Genomic DNA, 17,111 nt, shown 5'->3' with positions numbered 1-17,111 from the left:
GTCGACAAACAATTCAAACGACAAAAAAATGTCGAATCCATATCAACCATAAGCTATGGCCCGCAGTGAATGGGATCGGAACAGTGTAAAAACGAAGAACAAAAGAAAGTCTAACTAATGCAGTAAATTCAAGCGCACAAAAATGATAGTAAAATGCTATCAGCCACTAAGTTATAATTAAAATTTCTTAGCCGCTTGACTATCATCGGAAATCAGCTTTTCTCTAGAAAGTATGATGGTGACTTGATATCTCACTTTAGTACAACCGATATCTTTTGGGTTCGGCCATACCCAAATAAATGGTATCTGAACGCAATTTAATTGGAGTTCCAAGCATGAGCACACGGACAAAAGCGTGCATTGTTTTCGGGTCTGTTTTAATTGCCGCATGCGCAAACAAAGAGCCAGTTAAGGTTTTCTCAACTTCAGCGGAGTCGCTAACAAATACATTCAATAGCTACGCATCAAACGCAAAAGCCACATGTCAAAAAAAATACATATATCAAGAACTCACAAAACCCGCCGAGTACATTGCTCAAGCAAATAACTCAACCAAAGAATGCCAAGACTATGACCAAGCCTTTAATACATTACAAACTTATTCCTCGGTTGTTTCATCATATGCCAAATCACTTGGAGTCTTAGCCGGACTAGAACCTTCAGTCTTTGATGACAACATAAATGGAATCATGACCAAAGTATCAAAACTCGAGAACTCAGGCGGCAAGTTAGTAGATCAAAAAGCCGTAGATGCTGCAACAAAGCTACTTAACTCAGTTTCACAAGCAGCAACAGGCATAATTGTAGACCAAAAGATAAAACGAGAACTGCGCGACAATCATAAAAGCTTGGTTGCCGTGATAAAAAACATGAAAGAATTTGAAAAAAACCTTCAAAGCCAACTTAATACAGCAAAAAATTACGCCAACGAACCTCTCGCTCGACTTGTTGATCTTTCGTACTCTCCTGGAAATGACAAAGATCAATTTTTGACGCTGCTAGCAAGTGGTACATTCTCACAACAACCAGAAGCAGCAAAAGGTGCGCGACTCCCATATAGGCTGGCGCAGGCCGAGATATTGAAGCAACAAGCCGGTATAGATGCAGAAAAGAATGCGCTAAGCAAATTCTCAGAAGCATGTGATGCTTTGATCGACGCCCATTCAGACCTGAAGAACAATTTCGGCGAACTTAGCAAAGAAGAACTTCTCGAAGAAATTAAAAACTTCTATGAGAAAGCGAAAGAAGCACGCGAAAACTTCATCGTCCTTCGGGCGTAACAATAGAGAGAGATCTATATCATGAGCAATGGCGGCAATATCCCCAAAGAAAGAATAGCACTGGCAGATTCTTTTTTAGAACAAGCGAGCGTACTTAGATTGGCTCGAAGACAGATACTACCCTTAGAAAAAGAACAAGAGATATACGACACTGAAAGAGAGTTTCTGCGCCAAGCCGATCGACTGTACGCGCTCGACATCGTTGTCAGAGGACAGGAGTCTAAAGACGCGATCACTGCACTTCAAAGCGCATCAGAAAGGATCGAGGAGTTTGTTAAACTAGTAAAAAACATTGAAAAAATACTTACTGTTGCAGGTTCTATACTAGGCATCGCCGTAGCGGTTCAGACCGGCACGGCCGGAACAATCCTTAAGGCAATCAGAGTATTTGTCGAGGCAGTAAATGACAGTGACAAAGAAACTGGAAAATTAGGATCTGAGACACTTCAGGCGCTTGACGAATTAGCCACATCAAACGCCACTCTACTCAGCACTCCTGACTCTCAATGACTGCAACAATTTAAATACGGGTATGAAATCTGGGTCAAAAGCGATCTTTAGTTCTTGGTTAAAGCACTCTCTAGGAATGCGAAAAAACACCAAGCAGATGCACTGACCCAGTCCCTTTATGCTGCCTCTCGTATGCAACTTAATGCGCAATCGATCCATGCCGCACCAGCTCGCGCCAGTTCACGAGCTTTCCCCTCACTAATTCCGTAATATTTACCTACTCTCGCCATAGGCCACTTGCTGCCAAAATACAACCAAACGATATCCCCCATTTGTTGATCACGACTAGCCAGTCTGGCAACGGCGCTGTCGATGGCGATAGCCCAATCATCCGTAATGCAGTAGCTCCTACTTGCAGATGGCTGCGGTATCGCTTGGCACATCAGCGCAAAACTCGGCGATGTGTAACCAGGTACACCCATCCCATCCATACGCCACCAGCCCCACTGTTCCAGTAAGTACTCGGTATCCCCCAAAGGCCGTCCTGCCGGCTTGCGAATCATCATGCTCTCAATCCCCTGTGTAGTTCGACCCGCCTGCTCCCAGGCGGTTGTTCAATTCGTAGTGCTTTCCGATACCGGTGGTCGATGCACGCTTCAACGCCTCGACCTTCCGCTGTGCCTCCTGCAACTTGAAGCTCAATTGCATAACCAAATCCTGTAACTGAAGCGCCTCGCCGGTTTCGGCAACGACCCACCCGGACGCGTTGCACTGGATGCATTCCATCTCGTGGAAAACGCCCTTGATAACTGCCTTCCCCCGGCACGCCGGGCACTGGGCCAGCTCGATCAGCTGTTTGCGAAAGGCGGGGCCATGCTGCTTTTTCATCATTTTTAAACCTCGCCTATGGTTGATTCTNGCCGGTCAACATATGAATCTGGTCAAAGCCCTTCGTATCTAGATGCGCGTGCCACTGCTCAAGAGCCTCGCGCTTACGGCTCATGACGTCCGACTGGATGTACACCTTCACGTTGTGGCCCATGGCATGATTGATCAGCAACTCACCGATCAGGTGGTCGACGCCAAGGTCTGCCCAACCGGTGCGGGCGACTTTGCGCAAGTCATGGCTGGTCCACTCGCCCTGCCCCAGCCGCCCGAATACGGCACTCGCCTGCCCTTCACTGAGCGCTTTGCCGTTGCGCGACGGAAACAGGAACTGACCGTCATATCCTTTGGCCCGCTGGATCTCGCGATAACTGATCAGCACCTTGCGCACCTGTTCAGTCAGCGGCAGGTGATGCTCCACGCCCGTCTTGGTGTGCTCGGCCGGAATGAACCACTCGCACTCCGCCAGGCTGATGTGCGACCACCGCGTCTGTCGCGTTTCACCGATGCGCGTGCCGTGGCAAAGCATCATCAGCGCGAGCAGCCCATCCGACGGGTTGTTCGCCATGGCACCGAGCAAACGTGTCATGAGGTCTTGAAGCTGGGTGCTGCGTAACCGGGAAGGTTTGATACCCACCTTCGCCTTGGAGAAGTCACTGAACTTGACGGACGCCAGGGGGTTGGACGAAATAAGGCCCAACTTGAACGCCTGTCGGAAGGCCAGGGCCAGCAACTGGAACACCAGGCGCACGTAGTCAATGGAAATGCTTTCCTGCAATGGCCACATGAGCTGACTGTCGAGGGTGGCCTTGTCAATGCCGGTCAGCGGCAGGTCGCCCAGGCGTGGCATCAGGTGGCACTTAATGGCCGAGGCACCGGTTTTTTTGCGTTTCTCGGACAGGTTGCGGTCGCGGGCCATTCGATCGGCATACCAAGCCAACAACTCACCGGTAGTGACCCAAGTTGAAAGCGTTGAGCCCTCGTTGGCAGCAACCCGAAGGCGCACCGCCGGCAACGCGGCCACAACCTGCTTGGTACTCAGATCTGGAAACCCGCCAATCCGGTGCCAGGTGCGCTTGCTGAGCAAGTACCAGGAACCGTGCGCTCGATTCTTCGCGAAACGAAAGTGCAACGCCGGGTGACTCGCATCTCGCAGATCGCGGATGTGCAGCTTCTTGGCACTGCGCTCAATTTCGGCATCCGAAAGTTTCACGGTCAGGGTTTTCACTTGGGCCGTCATTGCGGGTTACCTACGGGCGCCAGAAGATCGACGACTTGAAAGGTGTTCGGCCACATCGATGCGCCATAACGCTCGGCCATCGCCTGATCAACAAACAGCGCCAGTGCGTGATCGGGAGTACTCCCTAGATCCCACTTGTAAGAGCAACAGAACACGGCGAATCGGTAGTTCGCTGGATCAGGATTAGCCAGGCGGCGATCAGACATAGGGGGCCCCCTTAGACATTGCATCAATTGCCTGCTGGGACAAAAACGCCCGACGGGCAGCAAATTCTTGTTCGGCCGTCACACGGGCCAGCCTTTTTTGCTCGGCACTTGCTTTGCGTATCTTCAGCATGCTGGCTTTTACGTCCTTCAGCTTTTCCCTCACCTCAGGTGTCGCTTTAACGATCTGCCCCGTGATCAGCCCCGCGAGGGCGCGCCCATCTTCAGTGATCGGCTCATGACTCAAGTCGGCCAGGTAAAGACGCCCGCGTTCTTGCGGGATACGCTGCATTTGAACGGCGGCATTGACTGCTTCGATCCGACGATTCGAATCGAACCCAATGGAGACATGCCAATTCACCGGCTTCGATTCGGCGCGAGACTGGGTAACAAGTCGCTCGTAAGCGTTGATGAACGCCATACGGGCACCAACCTTGTCGCCAAGATTGAGCACTGGACGCGCGGCGCCGAGGGCGATCTGGACTTCATCGGTCATGACAACGGTGTTGAATTCGTCGCTCGAAGCGAGAGCGATTGCCCAAGCCTCGTCTTTGTCTGGACGTCCATCCGCCGATTCGATGCGCGACATGATGTCCGCCATCGTCAGCTTGCCGCGGACTTCCTTGCGGCAAGCCTTCAGCGCCTTCTCAATGAGGTTCAGTGGACACTCGCTCAAATCCACCGCCATGATCGCTGCAGCATTTGGGCTCAAGGTCACACCCATCGCTTCAGCCGTGCCGCAGAGCAAGTCGATGGCAATTTCGAGCTCGTTTTGGTTAAGCATTTTCGACACCACGCTTGCGCAACATTGCCTTGGCTTGCTCGGCCGTCGACATGTTCGCCTGGGTGTTTTCCATCTGTTTCGCAGTAGTGCCATTGACCTGAGTGTTGGTTGCCCACTGGGTGCGATAGGCCTCCGCCTTGGCCAACAACGAGCCGATGTCGTGGCATGAACGAATTAAGTAAGCGTCTTGAATCGAGACGTAGTAAGCAGCGACAGAGCGTGCCTCATCAGCACCCAGGCGTTTCAGCAGGTTGTTTATTTGGGTATTCACGGTTGCATTGCGAACTGGCTCTGTCTGATAGCGTTCGAAGTAAGCCGCTGCGTAGCTCGTCCAAATTCCCCGGCATGCTTCTTGACGGTCAGCTTCAATTTTTGCCTTCGACCGAATCTCTTTCTCGGGGGCCGCAACAACGACCGTGCCCTGCCCGATTAGGGCCGGGAAAGAGGATTGCGGTTCTACTGATGGTTCAATGGCGGTTCTATTACGGTTCTGGGTGCAGCTGCTGCGGGGGGGTGGCGCAGCATTTGCGGGGGTGGGGTGCGACTGATGCGGAGGTACCCCCGCAGCATTTGCGGGGTGAATTTCCTGCGGGGGTGCATATGTCGCGGGGGTGATCATGTACATCGTCGAGCGCCCCAAACGCTCCCGAACAGTCAGAATCCCTGCTGAACACAGCCACCTAATCGCGCTTTGTACAGTTCGCTCAGCGAGGCAAGTTCTTTGACCAATTTTGGCGATTGAAGGCCAGCAGACGCCCTCATCATTCGCATTGTCAGATAAAGAAATCAGCACGGACTTCTGAGCAGGGCTCATGCCCTGAAGCGGCCAGCACAAGCTCATAATTATGGTGCTCACACCCGATCTCCGCTCTCAAATTCGATTGTGACACTGGGCCGTGACACGTTTAGCGGATGCTCGAAATGTGTCACGACATGGCGGGTATTGCCGGGGGTGATGTGGATGTGCATAATCGACTCCAGAAAGTTTTAACGCTGTTGAAAAAGCCGACCTAGTCCGTCGGCTTTTTTGTGTCTGTGATTCAGGCGGCCTTTACCGAAACTTCCATGACCGACAAGCTCTCTCGCACATGCCCGATCTCTGTCAGGATTTCGGCTTTCTCGCTGCTGGATATGTGGCTGTCCTCTAGGGCGTCATGCACCGCAATGGTCAAGTCAGCGACCTCCTTGCCCACGCCGATCATCGAAGTAGTCAAAGCCTTCGGTGCCGGTGCTTCTTTAGCGACAAGGTCGAAGCCGAACTCATTGGCAAGAGCAATCAGTGGGCGCAAGTCACCGGTGTGTAGAAGAATCCCAAACAGATGTTCGATGGTCAGGTGATGAGCGTCGTTATCCGGATTCGCACGCTGGAGTAGGCTGACATGCGGCACACCCATCTTTGCAGCAAGCGATTTGGCCGCGTTGTCGAGGACGGCGCTCTGGCATGCCCTCAAGAAATCTTCCATTCGTAAAACCTCGACTTTGTTTCCGTGGTGCCCCGCAGGTGTTGAAGCGATCATTTGCGTACTGAATCTGTTCAAGGATGCTTCATGACGACAACCGAACTGCAAGGCGGGGTAAATGGCCTTCACTGCATGTCGGGGGCTTTAGCAACCGCCCTTTCCTCTCTGCCTAAAAATCAGGCTATGGCCTTCTTTGAGCTGCTGGCTGATCTGGTAAGGATTCAGCTGCTAGGCGCGGAACCTGACCAGGGAAGGGCTTGATCTCCTCAGCCCTGAAGGAGCCATTGGAAAGCTCGATTACGTAAACCGCTCGGTCAGCGCTGATAGCCTTACTTATCCCGCCCTGAGTCAATCCAAGCGCGGCTGCTGCTCTCATCTGCCCAACCTTTTCTACAAACTCTTTCAACGGAATGCGTTGCATACGGGATTCTCCTGCTCTACGCATGAGCAGTATTACCTGCGGTCTTATTTGTGTCAATATCCGCGGTCTTGGAATGTTAATATCGGAAGTAATACAGTTGACCAATGAATATAAAAGTGAAAAAGCGCCAACTGTCCGATATCGAGGCAAGCGAGTGCGCAGCCCTCAACGCCATTTACAAGGCGAAAAAGAAAGAGCTCGGGCTTAGCCAAGAAAAGATCGCAATCGAAGGTCTTAAGGCGAACAGTCAGAGCGCCGCAAGCCATTATTTGACGGGGCGAAATGCCCTGAATGTCGAGGCTGCGTCTGTATTTGCACGTTACTTAAAAGTCCCTGTCTCTGCTTTTAGCGAGCGCTTGGCCAAAGAGATCGGCAGACTTTCAAGCTCGGAGTTACCTAACATCGAAATGACGAGCCAGCCAATAGAGTCGTTCCGGTACCCGGTAATCAGCTGGGTTGCCGCGGGGGCTTGGGCCGAAGCGGTCGAGCCCTTCCCGCCTGGGTTTTCTGATCGATACGAACTGTCTGACTACAACTCAAAAGGCCCAGCGTTCTGGCTTGAGGTCAAAGGTGACTCGATGACCTCGCCTGTCGGCATGAGTATTACTGAGGGTACGTTAATCCTCGTCGACACAGAGGCCGATGCACAGTCTGGGAAACTGGTCGTCGCCAAGCTGGCTGACAGCGATCAGGCCACGTTCAAAAAATTGGTTGATGATGGCGGGCGACGCTTCTTGAAACCCCTGAACCCGGCCTACCCTATCGAGATGTGTGCGGAGAACTGCCGGATCGTCGGCGTGGTGGTTAGGGCACTGCAGAAGCTCTAGAGAAGCGAAGTACGCTCTCTAGAGCTGCACTTTTAATCTGCAACTCTCTTGGAGTTTGAGATAAAACGCGTTCTAGAAAGAGGAGATTCATAATAATCCTCATCTAAAAAACGCAAAAGCCGACGAAGCTCAGTGCGATTAGTTGGAACCTCAATCCTCCCATCTTCACTTAGATTGATCGGAAACTGAAATGTAGTCGCAACAGCTAGAATATCTTGAACCGAGTAATTCTCCAAAACCGCCGACTGTCTGATCAAGGATATTTTCTTGCGAACTTGCGGACCAGCTGATTCTAAAAAATCAGCCATGTTCGCCACTGCAAGCTTTTCATGCCCAGCGAACGTAGTAACTTCTTCATTCGTAGCTTCTTTAAAATACTCACTCAGCTCAAACACTCGACGAGCAAAGTGGAAGCTTTGAAATTTCAGAGCATCCCCTTCAATAACAGCTAGCAGCTTTGTATCCAAGGACAGACCTGAGTCCGTCATTTTCTGAAATTGATTACCTGCGAAAAACATCGCTAGTCCACTGCGTGCAATGAGCCTTCGCCTTTCAAACAGCTGAATCAGTATCTGAGGGTTATTATTGTGTATTCGCCCCATGAACAACGCTTTCACCGAGTCTAGGCTATGAACCTCAGGATCATACTGATCAATGGATAAGGGGCTGGCGACGGCATTAGAGAGCCCATCCACATCTGCGAAGTCATTAATTGAAAGCAGTTCGCCCTCTTCAGGAATATAACGCCCGTCGAAAGGCACTATTGTATCTACGCCGTCAAAAAAGGCATTTGCCTGATTCTCAAATATCGTGGCGATGTCATCCCGCAGGTCCGCCGAAAGCGGAAATCTGATTATTCTAGATCCAGCAACATCAGTAAGAGCAAAAAGATTCATAGTCTATCCCTTTATGTCTGCTTCCAATATTCCATATTCAGTGAGCTGAACGACTTTTTTAATACTTGTAACATTATTTATCGTACGTTTACTTATCAATAGATATGTCACCCCCTCCTGAGTTTCAACCTCATAGAAATGAAATCCCAACAGACCTAAAACCGGATTAACTTGTAATGCATGAGTAGTCCAGAGTACAAATACCAACATTAAAGAAGCCAACAGCCAGGCCCCAATATCGGCATCGGTCTGGCCTTTAAAAATCAATGGCAAAGCATACGCAATAAAAAACCCTACGACTTCCTTATCCGCACTCTTTGCCTTTTTTATAACTATCGGAAGCTGCTCAAACTTTGTAGAAGCTGAACTTATAATCCAACTTGAAATAATCCCGAGTGCAACACAACCACAAATAGCCCATATCGCCATTAACCAGTTGTGGTCTCGTGTCGCGAAAACATAAGCCAACGAAACCGATAAAGGTGCTATCGCGGTGAGTGCCAGCAGCACTCTGGTTGGTTTTCCTAACATTCCGCCTCCATCGTATCTGGTTTGGATCATAGCTTAGGGAAGGCGTTCTGCCTGCCCAGACCTGTATGCGAGCGTATCAAAACAGGCTTGTAAAACACGGAAAGCAAAATATACTGTATATGCATACAGTATACAAAGGAAGCTCATGCGATGATTGGTACGGAAGATAAATTTGCTGGCGCATACGAGCGAATCGGCAGACGCGTACAGCGACTCATAGCTGCACCAAATGTGCAGAAGGTCCAGACCATTACCGTCACCAGACAAGAAGACGAAAATTCTGAGGTCTGGCAGCAGATCCTCTTGGAAATCGAGGAAACCAGCGGCGTCCGAATTGATCACCTAGAGAGCGGAGCTGTCAGGATAGGCTGGAAAGGCTACTGCGATGCATAAGGAAGCCCGCCATTGAGCGGGTTTTTTATTACCTACAATATTTTTTATTACCTGCGGTCTTGACCAATATTATTATCGCTAGTAATTTGTATCTCAAGCCAGCGCACCATCGGCTCCGCAGTAAAAGGACCGCCGCTCTTTAACAGTCAGCGCAACAAACAACAGACCGCATTGCCTCTACCGGCGACCGGCGAGCAGACAGGCCCGAAGGCCTGCCAACGACAGGAACAACCTGGGCGGCTGCTCGATGGTGAAACGCCAGAACCGAGTGAATGACCCGGCATGTAATGCACCCCGCCCCTTCCAGCGGCAATTGGATAGACAGCATCACTTCTGCCCATTCACTGAGTGGGCAGCGGGATGCGGGCGAAACCCCGGCTTGTACCGGCCACCTGCATTGTTCAGCTCACCCTGCGTGGAGGATTGGCCCATGTGAACTTCAGATACCCGCACAGCCCTTATGCGCTCGGCGGGCTCGTTACGTAGGAGGTAAAGCCAGATTTCGGTCTGGTTTTTTTACGCCTGCCTTTATCCGTCAGCACTCTCCCCTGCGTCCAACGGCAACCAGCAGGCAGCCAGAGTGCTGACGGATACACGCAACCCACCCCGAGGAATCAGCCATGCAATCACTCATTCAGCAGCGCATCGACGGGCTTCAGGCTCTGCGTCTTCGCGCAGTTATCGCAACGTCCGAGTTCTACTCATTGATCGGCAAGGAAGCGCCTGTGCAGAAAGTGCGCTTCCAGGTGAAGACCGTCGGGCCAAAGGCTTACCACATTGTCGACCTGGTCACCGGCAAGACCCGGGGCTTCCGCTTCGAATACGCATCAGCTGTCGACTACGCCATGCAGCTCGAGGAAAAGGCCAGCCGCCTTCCTGGAGGTGCGCAGTGATCGGCGTACCAATGCCCAATCCGCGAGACTCGCTCATCGCGAACCTGAATCGGCAGCTGGATCAATTCTTCGGCGCCGGTCGATCGGTGCAGGAAATCGCCCCGGGCTTCAGTGGTGAAAGGGAGTTGGTGTTCGGCAGCTCCCACAGCAATAAGCTGAAAATTGAGCGCGACAAGCTCGCACCGCGGCTGAAGCATCTGGCCGACGCCGGCAAGACCGTCATCGAAGCAGCGAAAGAAATGGGCATGGAAACCAAACGCGCCAGGCTCATCGCCCGCGAGAACAACATCAAGTTCCCGGGGCCGCCGTGAGACGCATCAACAACCAGGTGCGCCAGCGCCTTCGTCAGTCGCAATTCAACCTCCCACCTAGCGGCCTATTGGCCACCCCGGAGCAACAGCCATGCCCACTCCTACCGATACCGCAGAATTCCTCGAAGAGCTCAACGGCGGCGCTTTCGCCAGCCAGATCGGCCACGCCCTTTCCGAAGTAGCTGCCGGAGTCGTTGATCACGGCAAGGCCGGCAAGTTGGTGATCACCCTGGACTTCTGCCAGATCGGCGAATCGAGCCAGGTGAAGATCAAGCACAGACTCGACTACAAGGTGCCGACCAAGCGTGGCACCCGCAGCGAGAACACCAGCCTGGACACGCCGATGCACGTCGGCTCCGGCGGCAAGATCACCCTCTTCGCGGAGAAGCATGATCAGCTCTTCAGCCGCGAACAAGCCCCTATCACTCCCCGCACCTAACCGCTCGACCATCAAGGAACTGAACAATGTCTCTGACCAAAGAAGCGATCCAGCTCATCACCGACACCGCGCTCGAAGCGAGTGGCAAAGCGCTGGCCACCCATACGCCTACCATTGTGCTACCCGAAGGTTGCCAAGTGGTCACCATGGAAAAATGGAACGCCGGCCGCAGCCGTTTCCGTGGCATCTACTCCACCCACTCGCTGGCCGACTTCAGCACTTACGTCGCCGAGCGGGCAATCTCAACTGCCAAAGGCTTCATCGACCAGGACGAAATGACCTGCACATTGCTGTTCAACCTGGGAACTGATGCAGAGCCGGGTCACGCAGACGACCGTGCAGTCCTGAAACTCAAGGCATCGGCCGGCTACAAGGCCGCGCAAGCCATTGGTGGCCGGGCCATGTCGCAGAAGGACTTGAGCGACTGGATCGAGGACTGGCACCAATACCTGACACCTGTGGATGACGAAGGCAAAGCGATTCCTGTCGCCAGGGCCATTGCAGCCGTACGGACGATCACGGTTAAGGCAACCAGCGAATCCGAAACCACCGTCGGCGACACCAGCGCCAGCCGTAGCGCCATGGACCAGATTGAGGCCCGCAGCAAGGAGACGTTACCGGCGGCTCTGCTATTCAACACCATTCCTTACGAGGGTTTGACTGAACAGCAGATCAACCTGCGGATTTCCGTGATCACCAGCAGCGCACAGCCGGCGCTGAAGCTGCGCTGGGTTGGAGAAGAGGTTCAGCGCGAGGACATCGCGCAAGAGTTTAAGACTGTACTGCAGGAGAAGATTGGCGATGCTGCCGGGTTATCCTTGGGCTCGTTCGATCCGAAATAAGCACACAGGCCGGGTAACCGGCCTGACTACTGACACCCGGTACGTTACAACTACTCATCTCGATCTAACCAATGAAATAAATCGTCAGCTCCATTTAGAAGATTTGACTGTTCAACTGGGCAAGGGAGGCCGAACGATTTTGCAATTGCGCCGACAGCCTTCACGTAAGAGCCACTTACAAAAGGGGATACATAAACCCCATCAATAAGTTTGAAAACATCGCAATTAGCCATGTATGGCTTAATAACAAAATCATCCAAATTATTTACATCTAAATCAGGACACAAAAAAGCACGAACTTCGTTCTCATGCGAGTATGACACCCTTTTGAGCAATGGCATTATATGGCCATCAACAACGCAATCAGAAGGTGCGATAGAAGAATCGGAATAGTCTAGATATTTAACCTTTCCAAGAAATATTTTTGTTTGTCTTTCCGTGGCAATTGCAGCGCTCAAAGCATGCTTCAGCTTACCAACAGTAGTTTTTACGGCAACTCCTTTCCCTTGATCGCTGTAAAGCTTCCACATAGCCTCTGATTGATGCTCAGAATAATACCAGCAGCTTACTAACGTTCCCTTTGATAGCAAACTGAGTAGCTTACGAAACACCGCTGAACGTGTTGCCAGCTGATCTTTTGCTTTCTGTATTGCATCTAAAAATTCAGGAGTTTTTTGGCGCGCAGAATTCTCCAGCGAAGACACAAAATTGATTACACCTTCATATGTAGAATCACTGACCGAATACATTGCTTTTATGGCCACAGCCGGAGGAAAACCCTCATATGGATCGGATGTCATGTAGGAGTCAAGAGGTGCAAAATAAATTCCACCGTCATCCAATAAATTTACAAATTTATCCAGAGACATGTATCTCCATAAAATCATGTCGTCATTTAAACTTTTTAGCACTTCTACTTCCACCCTGCCTCCTTGATTAGGCTAACCCCTGGTCCGAACACAAATACCCCACTTCAACGAAACACGCCAGCCGGCTAGTGACCCGCCCTGATCATTTGCGGATTTTACCCACCAATTCGGCAAGCTTATCTAAGCCATCGAATGTAGAAGGTATCGCGCTTTCATCATTAACTATGCCACTAAACACAACCTGCTCAAAACGCTCCAGCAGCCCCTTGCTACCCTCAGGTGCGCCTTTTGAATATTCCGCATACCTCTGCACAAATTGGCAAAGCGTCATCCGCAAATCAATCTGAAGCAGTTGAGCTTTGATAGAACGAAAGTTTTGGAGTGCCACTCTGAAAAAATAAAGAAGCAGTAATTCCAAGCCAGCTAGAGCGGCAAGGCCTATCAAGTCTGGTTCTGATTTTGCTGGTGCGTTGAGCAAGCTTGCGAATTTTATAACTACCGGAAATAGCAGCAAGGCACCAAGCACGAGAAGAAAGAAAAAACTCCACCTCCTTTCAGAAACCTTTGTAATCTTCAGACTTTTGAAACCTGAGTAAAGCCCAACAAAATTAAACGCTGTTTCATACGTCTCAAGCTTTTCAGCTAAAGCGTTTACTCTGGTCTCCCTGTCGAGGATGGATTTTTCAGCATTCTCCCGTTCGGTTTCAGAACGCTGAATAACCTCCGGCAAATTTTTCAATGACGTTAGACTTGGGTGATACAAGTAATGCTGTACAACGTTAAACAACATTTGGTGACCAGCATATCTGACTTGACTGGCTGAAGCGCCATATTCGAAATCCGAAACACGAGATAAAATAGCCAGTAGCTCTGACGAAATCGAATGCGGAGTGCTGATCTGATACTCAACTACAAATCGGTAGCAGTAAGCAAAAAGATGTTCGGCGCTTTCTTCGCTCAGGTCAAAACTCCTAACTTCTTCCATGAACCGGTCGCCTATAGAGGCAATATTCATAATACATCTTTCATCAAAACTGCCAGGATTGCTTTGAATATGAAAAAGCGTGATCCCGACAAACTCAAGAAGAAACTTATGTTTATCATTATTGCTATCTCTTATCGCATCTAATCCACCGCGAACTTTACTCATCACGTTAGATAAAACTTGCTTGTTGTAATCAGTGGCGAAATAGCTATCCGTTGGGCTTTTCATGCTTTCTCCCCTTCCCTCCCCCAAAAGACTAAATATACCTCCGAGGTATTCCCATGCCCACAGAAAACCAAATCCCTCGAGCGTAACCCTACCTAACCCCTACCAGCCTGCCGGTGAGCGGCGGGCGAGGAATCCTCATGTCAAAAGAAAATGTGTACGACGAACAAATCAGCCCGCTAGTCCACCAGATCATCGAAATCTGCAAGGAACACAACATCGCGTTGCTGCTCTCGGCCCAGCTCCAAGACGAAGACGATGAAACGCTTTACTGCACGAGCATCCTCCCCGGCGATGACGATGTGTCAGATGAAAGATTCGTCCAAGCGCTGAACATCATCAGGCCGCCCAGCCGATCCGTGATGCACATGACCACTACCCATGCCGACGGCAGTCAGACGCTGACCGCAATCATCTGATCCCCTCCCCACCTTCTGCCGCCACGCGTGGCATGGAGCATCAACATGGAAACTGAAATTCTCTCAGACGAAGAACTGGCAGATCTCACCGGCTACAAGGCCAGGGCTTACCAGCGGCGCTGGCTGATTGATCGTCATTGGGTGTTCGTCGAAAGCCGCGGTAAGCGTCCACTCGTGGGGCGCATGTACGCCCGCATGAAGCTGGGCATGATCACGCCCACCATCGCTGACCCCAACCCACCGCCGGCGGCACCGGCATGGACGCCCGACTTCTCACGAGTGAACTGATATGCGACCCCGCAAGGCCGAAACACGCAACTTGCCGCCCCGGATGTATCAGTGGACGCGGAAACGGAAAAGCGGAAAGGACTGGATTGCCTATTACTACCTGGACTTGACTGGTAAGGCGATCCCGCTGGGCAAAGACTTGGACCTGGCCAGGATCAAATGGGCAGAACTGGAGGCCAAGGAAAAGCCGCTCGATCTGCGCACCATGAAGGGCATCTTCGACCGGTACATCCGCGACATCGTCTCCAAAAAAGCACCGCGCACCCAGAAAGACAATCTGGCGGAGATCAAGCAGCTCCGACCGATGTTCGATAGCGCCCCCATCGAATCGATCACCCCGGCCACGATTGCCGGGTACCGGGATGCACGGACAGCTAAAGTGCGGGCTAATCGTGAGATCGCCACCCTCTCCCACATCTTCAATATCGCCCGGGAATGGGGGCTGACGACCAAGGAGAACCCCTGCCAGGGCGTGCGCAAAAACAAGGAAACGCCCAGGGACTATTACGCGAATGATGTGGTTTGGGATGCTGTTTACAAGAAGGCAGCTCAAGAGCTGAAAGACGCGATGGACCTGGCTTATCTCACCGGGCAACGGCCGGCAGATGTTCTGGTCATGAGAAAGGATGATGTCGAGGGGAAATATTTGGGCGTGCAGCAGAACAAGACACACAAGAAGCTGCGTATCCAGATGACTGACGGCGACGAGGCGAACAGCTTGGGGCTGCTGATCGCGAATATGGCCGAGCGCAATGCCCAGCACATCTGCAGCTACCTGATTGTGAGTGCGCGCGGCAAGCGCATGACTGCGAAGATGCTTCGCGACCGGTGGGACAAGGCGCGTGAAAAGGCCAAAAAAGAGGCTGACGAGATTGGCGACACACTGCTGGCCGAGAAAATCGGCAGCTTCCAGTTTCGTGACATCAGACCAAAAGCCGCGTCAGAAATCCTCGACGTCGGTGATGCGAGCCTGCTCTTGGGTCACACCAAGGGCGACATCACGGAACGCGTTTACCGCCGCATCGGCGCCATCGCCAAGCCATCAAAATAGCCCGAAAACCCGTTACAAAACTCAAAATTCGCCCCTTGTAGAATGCGGTCTACAGAGGGGCCGAAAAACAAAAGTACTGTAACGAAAAAGAGCTACAGGCCAAGGTTTTAGCGGCTTTAAATAGCGGTCTTGAAAACCGTCGACTGTAACAGGTCCATGAGTTCGAATCCCATCGCCTCCGCCATATTTGTACGTTAGAGCCCTGATTATTCAGGGCTTTTTCGTTTCTGGGGTTTGATAAAAATCGCGGCTCTCGGCATGTGTTCCATAACTATTATGGACGTGTTCCAGAACTCAGCGGCTGCCCCCCCCCTCCGGCGTCCTGCCGATTGTTAAACATCCTTCAAACCGTGATCGCAACGCTTGGCGAGCTACACGCGGCGCTTGATCGCCTGCGCGGTGAATTTGTGCACGGCATCAAGACCCCCGCTGACTATGAGCGTGCGACCGACCTGCTCGATGAACTCACCGACGGGCGCGAATTGAGCAAGGTCGAGGAGAAAATTCTCGTTGAACTCGAGGACGAAATTCTGGCCTACCAGCGCGACTCCGACCAGTTTCGCGAATCGAATGCCGCTTTTGAGGCGACGTGCACCCCTGTGCAGCTGATCAAGGATCTGATGGAGACGCTCGGACTCACTATTGTCTAAGCTCAAGGTTCAGCATGAGGGCTCAGCCATGTGCGGACGACTTTCGCAGTATCGAGGTGTTCACGAGTTCGTGGCGGCGCTGAGCATGCCCAACGCCCTGATCAACAATGCTGGCGATCAGCCGTTAGCACTCTACAATGCCGCGCCGTCGACTCAGCTCGCCCTCTTCCATGAGGAAAGCGGCGTGCTGCACGCCGACAGGGTTCGTTGGGGCTGGCGACCGCACTGGGCCAGGGATCACGCGACACCGATCAATGCCAGGGTTGAGAAAGTCGCCCATGACCCTTTCTTCAAGGCAATATGGCCGCACCGGGCAATTATCGCCATCGACAACTGGTTTGAATGGGTTTACGAGGGCGGTCCGAAGAAACAGCCTTACCTGATCCGTCGCAAGGATCGCGCGCCGATCCTGTGCGCTGCGATTGGTCAGTATCCAAGGTACGAAAATGAACCGGACGAGCATGACGGCTTCGTGATCATCACTGCGGACAGTGAGGGCGGCATGGTGGACATTCACGACCGTAGGCCAGTGACGCTCAATCCTGAACTGGCGCGGGAATGGCTTGATCCGTACACGCCCAAGGAGCGTGCCGAACAGATGCTTCTGCAGCAAGGCGAACCTTGCGATGCCTTCGAATGGTTCAAAGTGGACCTGGCTGTGGGCAATGTGAAGAACCAGGGCTCAGAACTGATAGAGCCTGTCGACGGCCCGCGCACATGACTCGCCCCCCAGACTTACCCGCCTGTACGAATCCCCAGTGACGCCCCG

At 51.9% G+C, this 17,111-nt stretch carries 24 protein-coding genes and 1 pseudogene; 13 read left to right on the top strand and 12 right to left on the bottom strand.

The features are described 5' to 3' along the window. Positions 1-335: 335 nt before the first annotated feature. Both IC37_RS29225 and IC37_RS12570 read left to right on the top strand, forming a co-directional pair. Positions 336-1,280: a hypothetical protein gene (locus tag IC37_RS29225; RefSeq protein ID WP_143519182.1), complete on the top strand. Its 945-nt coding sequence runs from the start codon at positions 336-338 to the stop codon at positions 1,278-1,280. 21 nt (positions 1,281-1,301) lie between these two features. Next, on the top strand, positions 1,302-1,790 hold the full coding sequence (locus IC37_RS12570) for a hypothetical protein (protein WP_030132146.1): 489 nt from the start codon (positions 1,302-1,304) through the stop codon (positions 1,788-1,790). A gap of 116 nt (positions 1,791-1,906) precedes the next feature. Here the strand turns inward: IC37_RS12570 and IC37_RS12565 are convergent, their stop codons facing one another. From IC37_RS12565 to IC37_RS12530, 8 genes are all read right to left on the bottom strand, one after another. Beyond that, complete coding sequence (locus IC37_RS12565; protein ID WP_030132145.1) at positions 1,907-2,296, bottom strand: antiterminator Q family protein; 390 nt, start codon at positions 2,294-2,296, stop codon at positions 1,907-1,909. A 4-nt stretch (positions 2,297-2,300) separates the two neighbouring features. Continuing rightward, a complete protein-coding gene (locus IC37_RS30510; protein ID WP_030132144.1) occupies positions 2,301-2,618 on the bottom strand; it encodes a hypothetical protein in 318 nt (105 codons plus the stop codon). Between the two features lie 31 nt (positions 2,619-2,649). Continuing rightward, on the bottom strand, positions 2,650-3,855 hold a 1,206-nt coding region (locus IC37_RS12555), incomplete at its 3' end, for a site-specific integrase (RefSeq protein ID WP_143519188.1). Then, positions 3,852-4,061, bottom strand: coding sequence for a hypothetical protein (locus IC37_RS12550; RefSeq protein ID WP_081729415.1), 210 nt, complete (start codon positions 4,059-4,061; stop codon positions 3,852-3,854). The genes IC37_RS12555 and IC37_RS12550, both read right to left, overlap by 4 nt. Beyond that, positions 4,054-4,842, bottom strand: a complete 789-nt coding sequence (locus tag IC37_RS12545; RefSeq protein ID WP_030132142.1) for a hypothetical protein — start codon at positions 4,840-4,842, stop codon at positions 4,054-4,056. Before IC37_RS12545 ends, IC37_RS12550 begins: the two co-directional genes overlap by 8 nt. Then, positions 4,835-5,698 carry a helix-turn-helix domain-containing protein gene (locus tag IC37_RS12540; RefSeq protein WP_030132141.1) on the bottom strand — a complete coding sequence of 288 codons (864 nt, stop codon included), beginning with the start codon at positions 5,696-5,698 and terminating at the stop codon, positions 4,835-4,837. The genes IC37_RS12545 and IC37_RS12540 overlap by 8 nt, the downstream gene beginning before the upstream one ends. A 184-nt stretch (positions 5,699-5,882) precedes the next feature. Next, positions 5,883-6,305: a phage regulatory CII family protein gene (locus IC37_RS12535; protein WP_030132140.1), complete on the bottom strand. Its 423-nt coding sequence runs from the start codon at positions 6,303-6,305 to the stop codon at positions 5,883-5,885. A 178-nt stretch (positions 6,306-6,483) separates the two neighbouring features. Then, the gene (locus tag IC37_RS12530; protein ID WP_051414889.1) at positions 6,484-6,723 is read right to left on the bottom strand and encodes a Cro/CI family transcriptional regulator; all 240 of its coding nucleotides are present in this window, start codon (positions 6,721-6,723) and stop codon (positions 6,484-6,486) included. 116 nt (positions 6,724-6,839) lie between these two features. Here IC37_RS12530 and IC37_RS12525 point away from each other — a divergent pair, with 116 nt between their 5' ends. Beyond that, on the top strand, positions 6,840-7,550 hold the full coding sequence (locus IC37_RS12525) for a S24 family peptidase (protein WP_256580726.1): 711 nt from the start codon (positions 6,840-6,842) through the stop codon (positions 7,548-7,550). Positions 7,551-7,582: 32 nt separating this feature from the next. Here IC37_RS12525 and IC37_RS12520 read toward each other — a convergent pair whose 3' ends face one another. Together IC37_RS12520 and IC37_RS12515 are read right to left on the bottom strand one after the other, a co-directional pair. Beyond that, positions 7,583-8,446 (bottom strand): Kiwa anti-phage protein KwaB-like domain-containing protein, encoded by an 864-nt coding sequence (locus tag IC37_RS12520; RefSeq protein WP_030132137.1) that lies wholly within the window; start codon positions 8,444-8,446, stop codon positions 7,583-7,585. A 3-nt stretch (positions 8,447-8,449) separates the two neighbouring features. After that, a complete protein-coding gene (locus IC37_RS12515) occupies positions 8,450-8,977 on the bottom strand; it encodes a hypothetical protein (protein WP_030132136.1) in 528 nt (175 codons plus the stop codon). A gap of 150 nt (positions 8,978-9,127) precedes the next feature. On the opposite strand from IC37_RS12515, the gene IC37_RS12510 reads away from it, so the two are divergent. From IC37_RS12510 to IC37_RS12490, 5 genes are all read left to right on the top strand, one after another. Further along, positions 9,128-9,370, top strand: a complete 243-nt coding sequence (locus tag IC37_RS12510) for a DUF1654 domain-containing protein (RefSeq protein ID WP_030132135.1) — start codon at positions 9,128-9,130, stop codon at positions 9,368-9,370. 620 nt (positions 9,371-9,990) lie between these two features. Next, the gene (locus IC37_RS12505) at positions 9,991-10,263 is read left to right on the top strand and encodes a hypothetical protein (protein WP_030132134.1); all 273 of its coding nucleotides are present in this window, start codon (positions 9,991-9,993) and stop codon (positions 10,261-10,263) included. Then, positions 10,260-10,574, top strand: a complete 315-nt coding sequence (locus IC37_RS12500) for a hypothetical protein (RefSeq protein WP_030132133.1) — start codon at positions 10,260-10,262, stop codon at positions 10,572-10,574. Before IC37_RS12505 ends, IC37_RS12500 begins: the two co-directional genes overlap by 4 nt. 91 nt (positions 10,575-10,665) lie before the next feature. Continuing rightward, positions 10,666-11,013: a hypothetical protein gene (locus tag IC37_RS12495; RefSeq protein ID WP_030132132.1), complete on the top strand. Its 348-nt coding sequence runs from the start codon at positions 10,666-10,668 to the stop codon at positions 11,011-11,013. 26 nt (positions 11,014-11,039) lie between these two features. Continuing rightward, complete coding sequence (locus IC37_RS12490) at positions 11,040-11,855, top strand: DUF2303 family protein (RefSeq protein ID WP_030132131.1); 816 nt, start codon at positions 11,040-11,042, stop codon at positions 11,853-11,855. A 50-nt stretch (positions 11,856-11,905) separates the two neighbouring features. Here the strand turns inward: IC37_RS12490 and IC37_RS29220 are convergent, their stop codons facing one another. After that, entirely contained in the window at positions 11,906-12,778 is an 873-nt protein-coding gene (locus IC37_RS29220; RefSeq protein WP_143519181.1) for a DUF2971 domain-containing protein, read from the bottom strand. An 88-nt stretch (positions 12,779-12,866) separates the two neighbouring features. Next, the gene (locus tag IC37_RS29215) at positions 12,867-13,937 is read right to left on the bottom strand and encodes a hypothetical protein (protein ID WP_143519180.1); all 1,071 of its coding nucleotides are present in this window, start codon (positions 13,935-13,937) and stop codon (positions 12,867-12,869) included. A gap of 137 nt (positions 13,938-14,074) precedes the next feature. On the opposite strand from IC37_RS29215, the gene IC37_RS12475 reads away from it, so the two are divergent. The 5 genes and pseudogenes from IC37_RS12475 to IC37_RS12455 all read left to right on the top strand — a co-directional run bounded on the left by IC37_RS12475 (position 14,075) and on the right by IC37_RS12455 (position 17,063). Continuing rightward, positions 14,075-14,353: a hypothetical protein gene (locus IC37_RS12475; RefSeq protein WP_030132128.1), complete on the top strand. Its 279-nt coding sequence runs from the start codon at positions 14,075-14,077 to the stop codon at positions 14,351-14,353. A 45-nt stretch (positions 14,354-14,398) separates the two neighbouring features. Further along, the gene (locus IC37_RS12470) at positions 14,399-14,641 is read left to right on the top strand and encodes a DUF4224 domain-containing protein (RefSeq protein WP_030132127.1); all 243 of its coding nucleotides are present in this window, start codon (positions 14,399-14,401) and stop codon (positions 14,639-14,641) included. A 1-nt stretch (position 14,642) separates the two neighbouring features. Next, entirely contained in the window at positions 14,643-15,692 is a 1,050-nt protein-coding gene (locus tag IC37_RS12465; RefSeq protein ID WP_030132126.1) for a tyrosine-type recombinase/integrase, read from the top strand. Positions 15,693-16,021: 329 nt separating this feature from the next. Continuing rightward, positions 16,022-16,333: pseudogene (locus tag IC37_RS12460) on the top strand (XRE family transcriptional regulator); the annotation flags it as partial. A gap of 37 nt (positions 16,334-16,370) precedes the next feature. Beyond that, the gene (locus IC37_RS12455) at positions 16,371-17,063 is read left to right on the top strand and encodes an SOS response-associated peptidase family protein (RefSeq protein ID WP_030132124.1); all 693 of its coding nucleotides are present in this window, start codon (positions 16,371-16,373) and stop codon (positions 17,061-17,063) included. The last annotated feature ends 48 nt before the right edge of the window (positions 17,064-17,111 follow it).

Source organism: Pseudomonas sp. QTF5 (genome assembly GCF_000512695.2).
Taxonomy (GTDB): Bacteria; Pseudomonadota; Gammaproteobacteria; order Pseudomonadales; family Pseudomonadaceae; genus Aquipseudomonas.
This window is presented reverse-complemented; position numbering and strand designations above follow the sequence as displayed.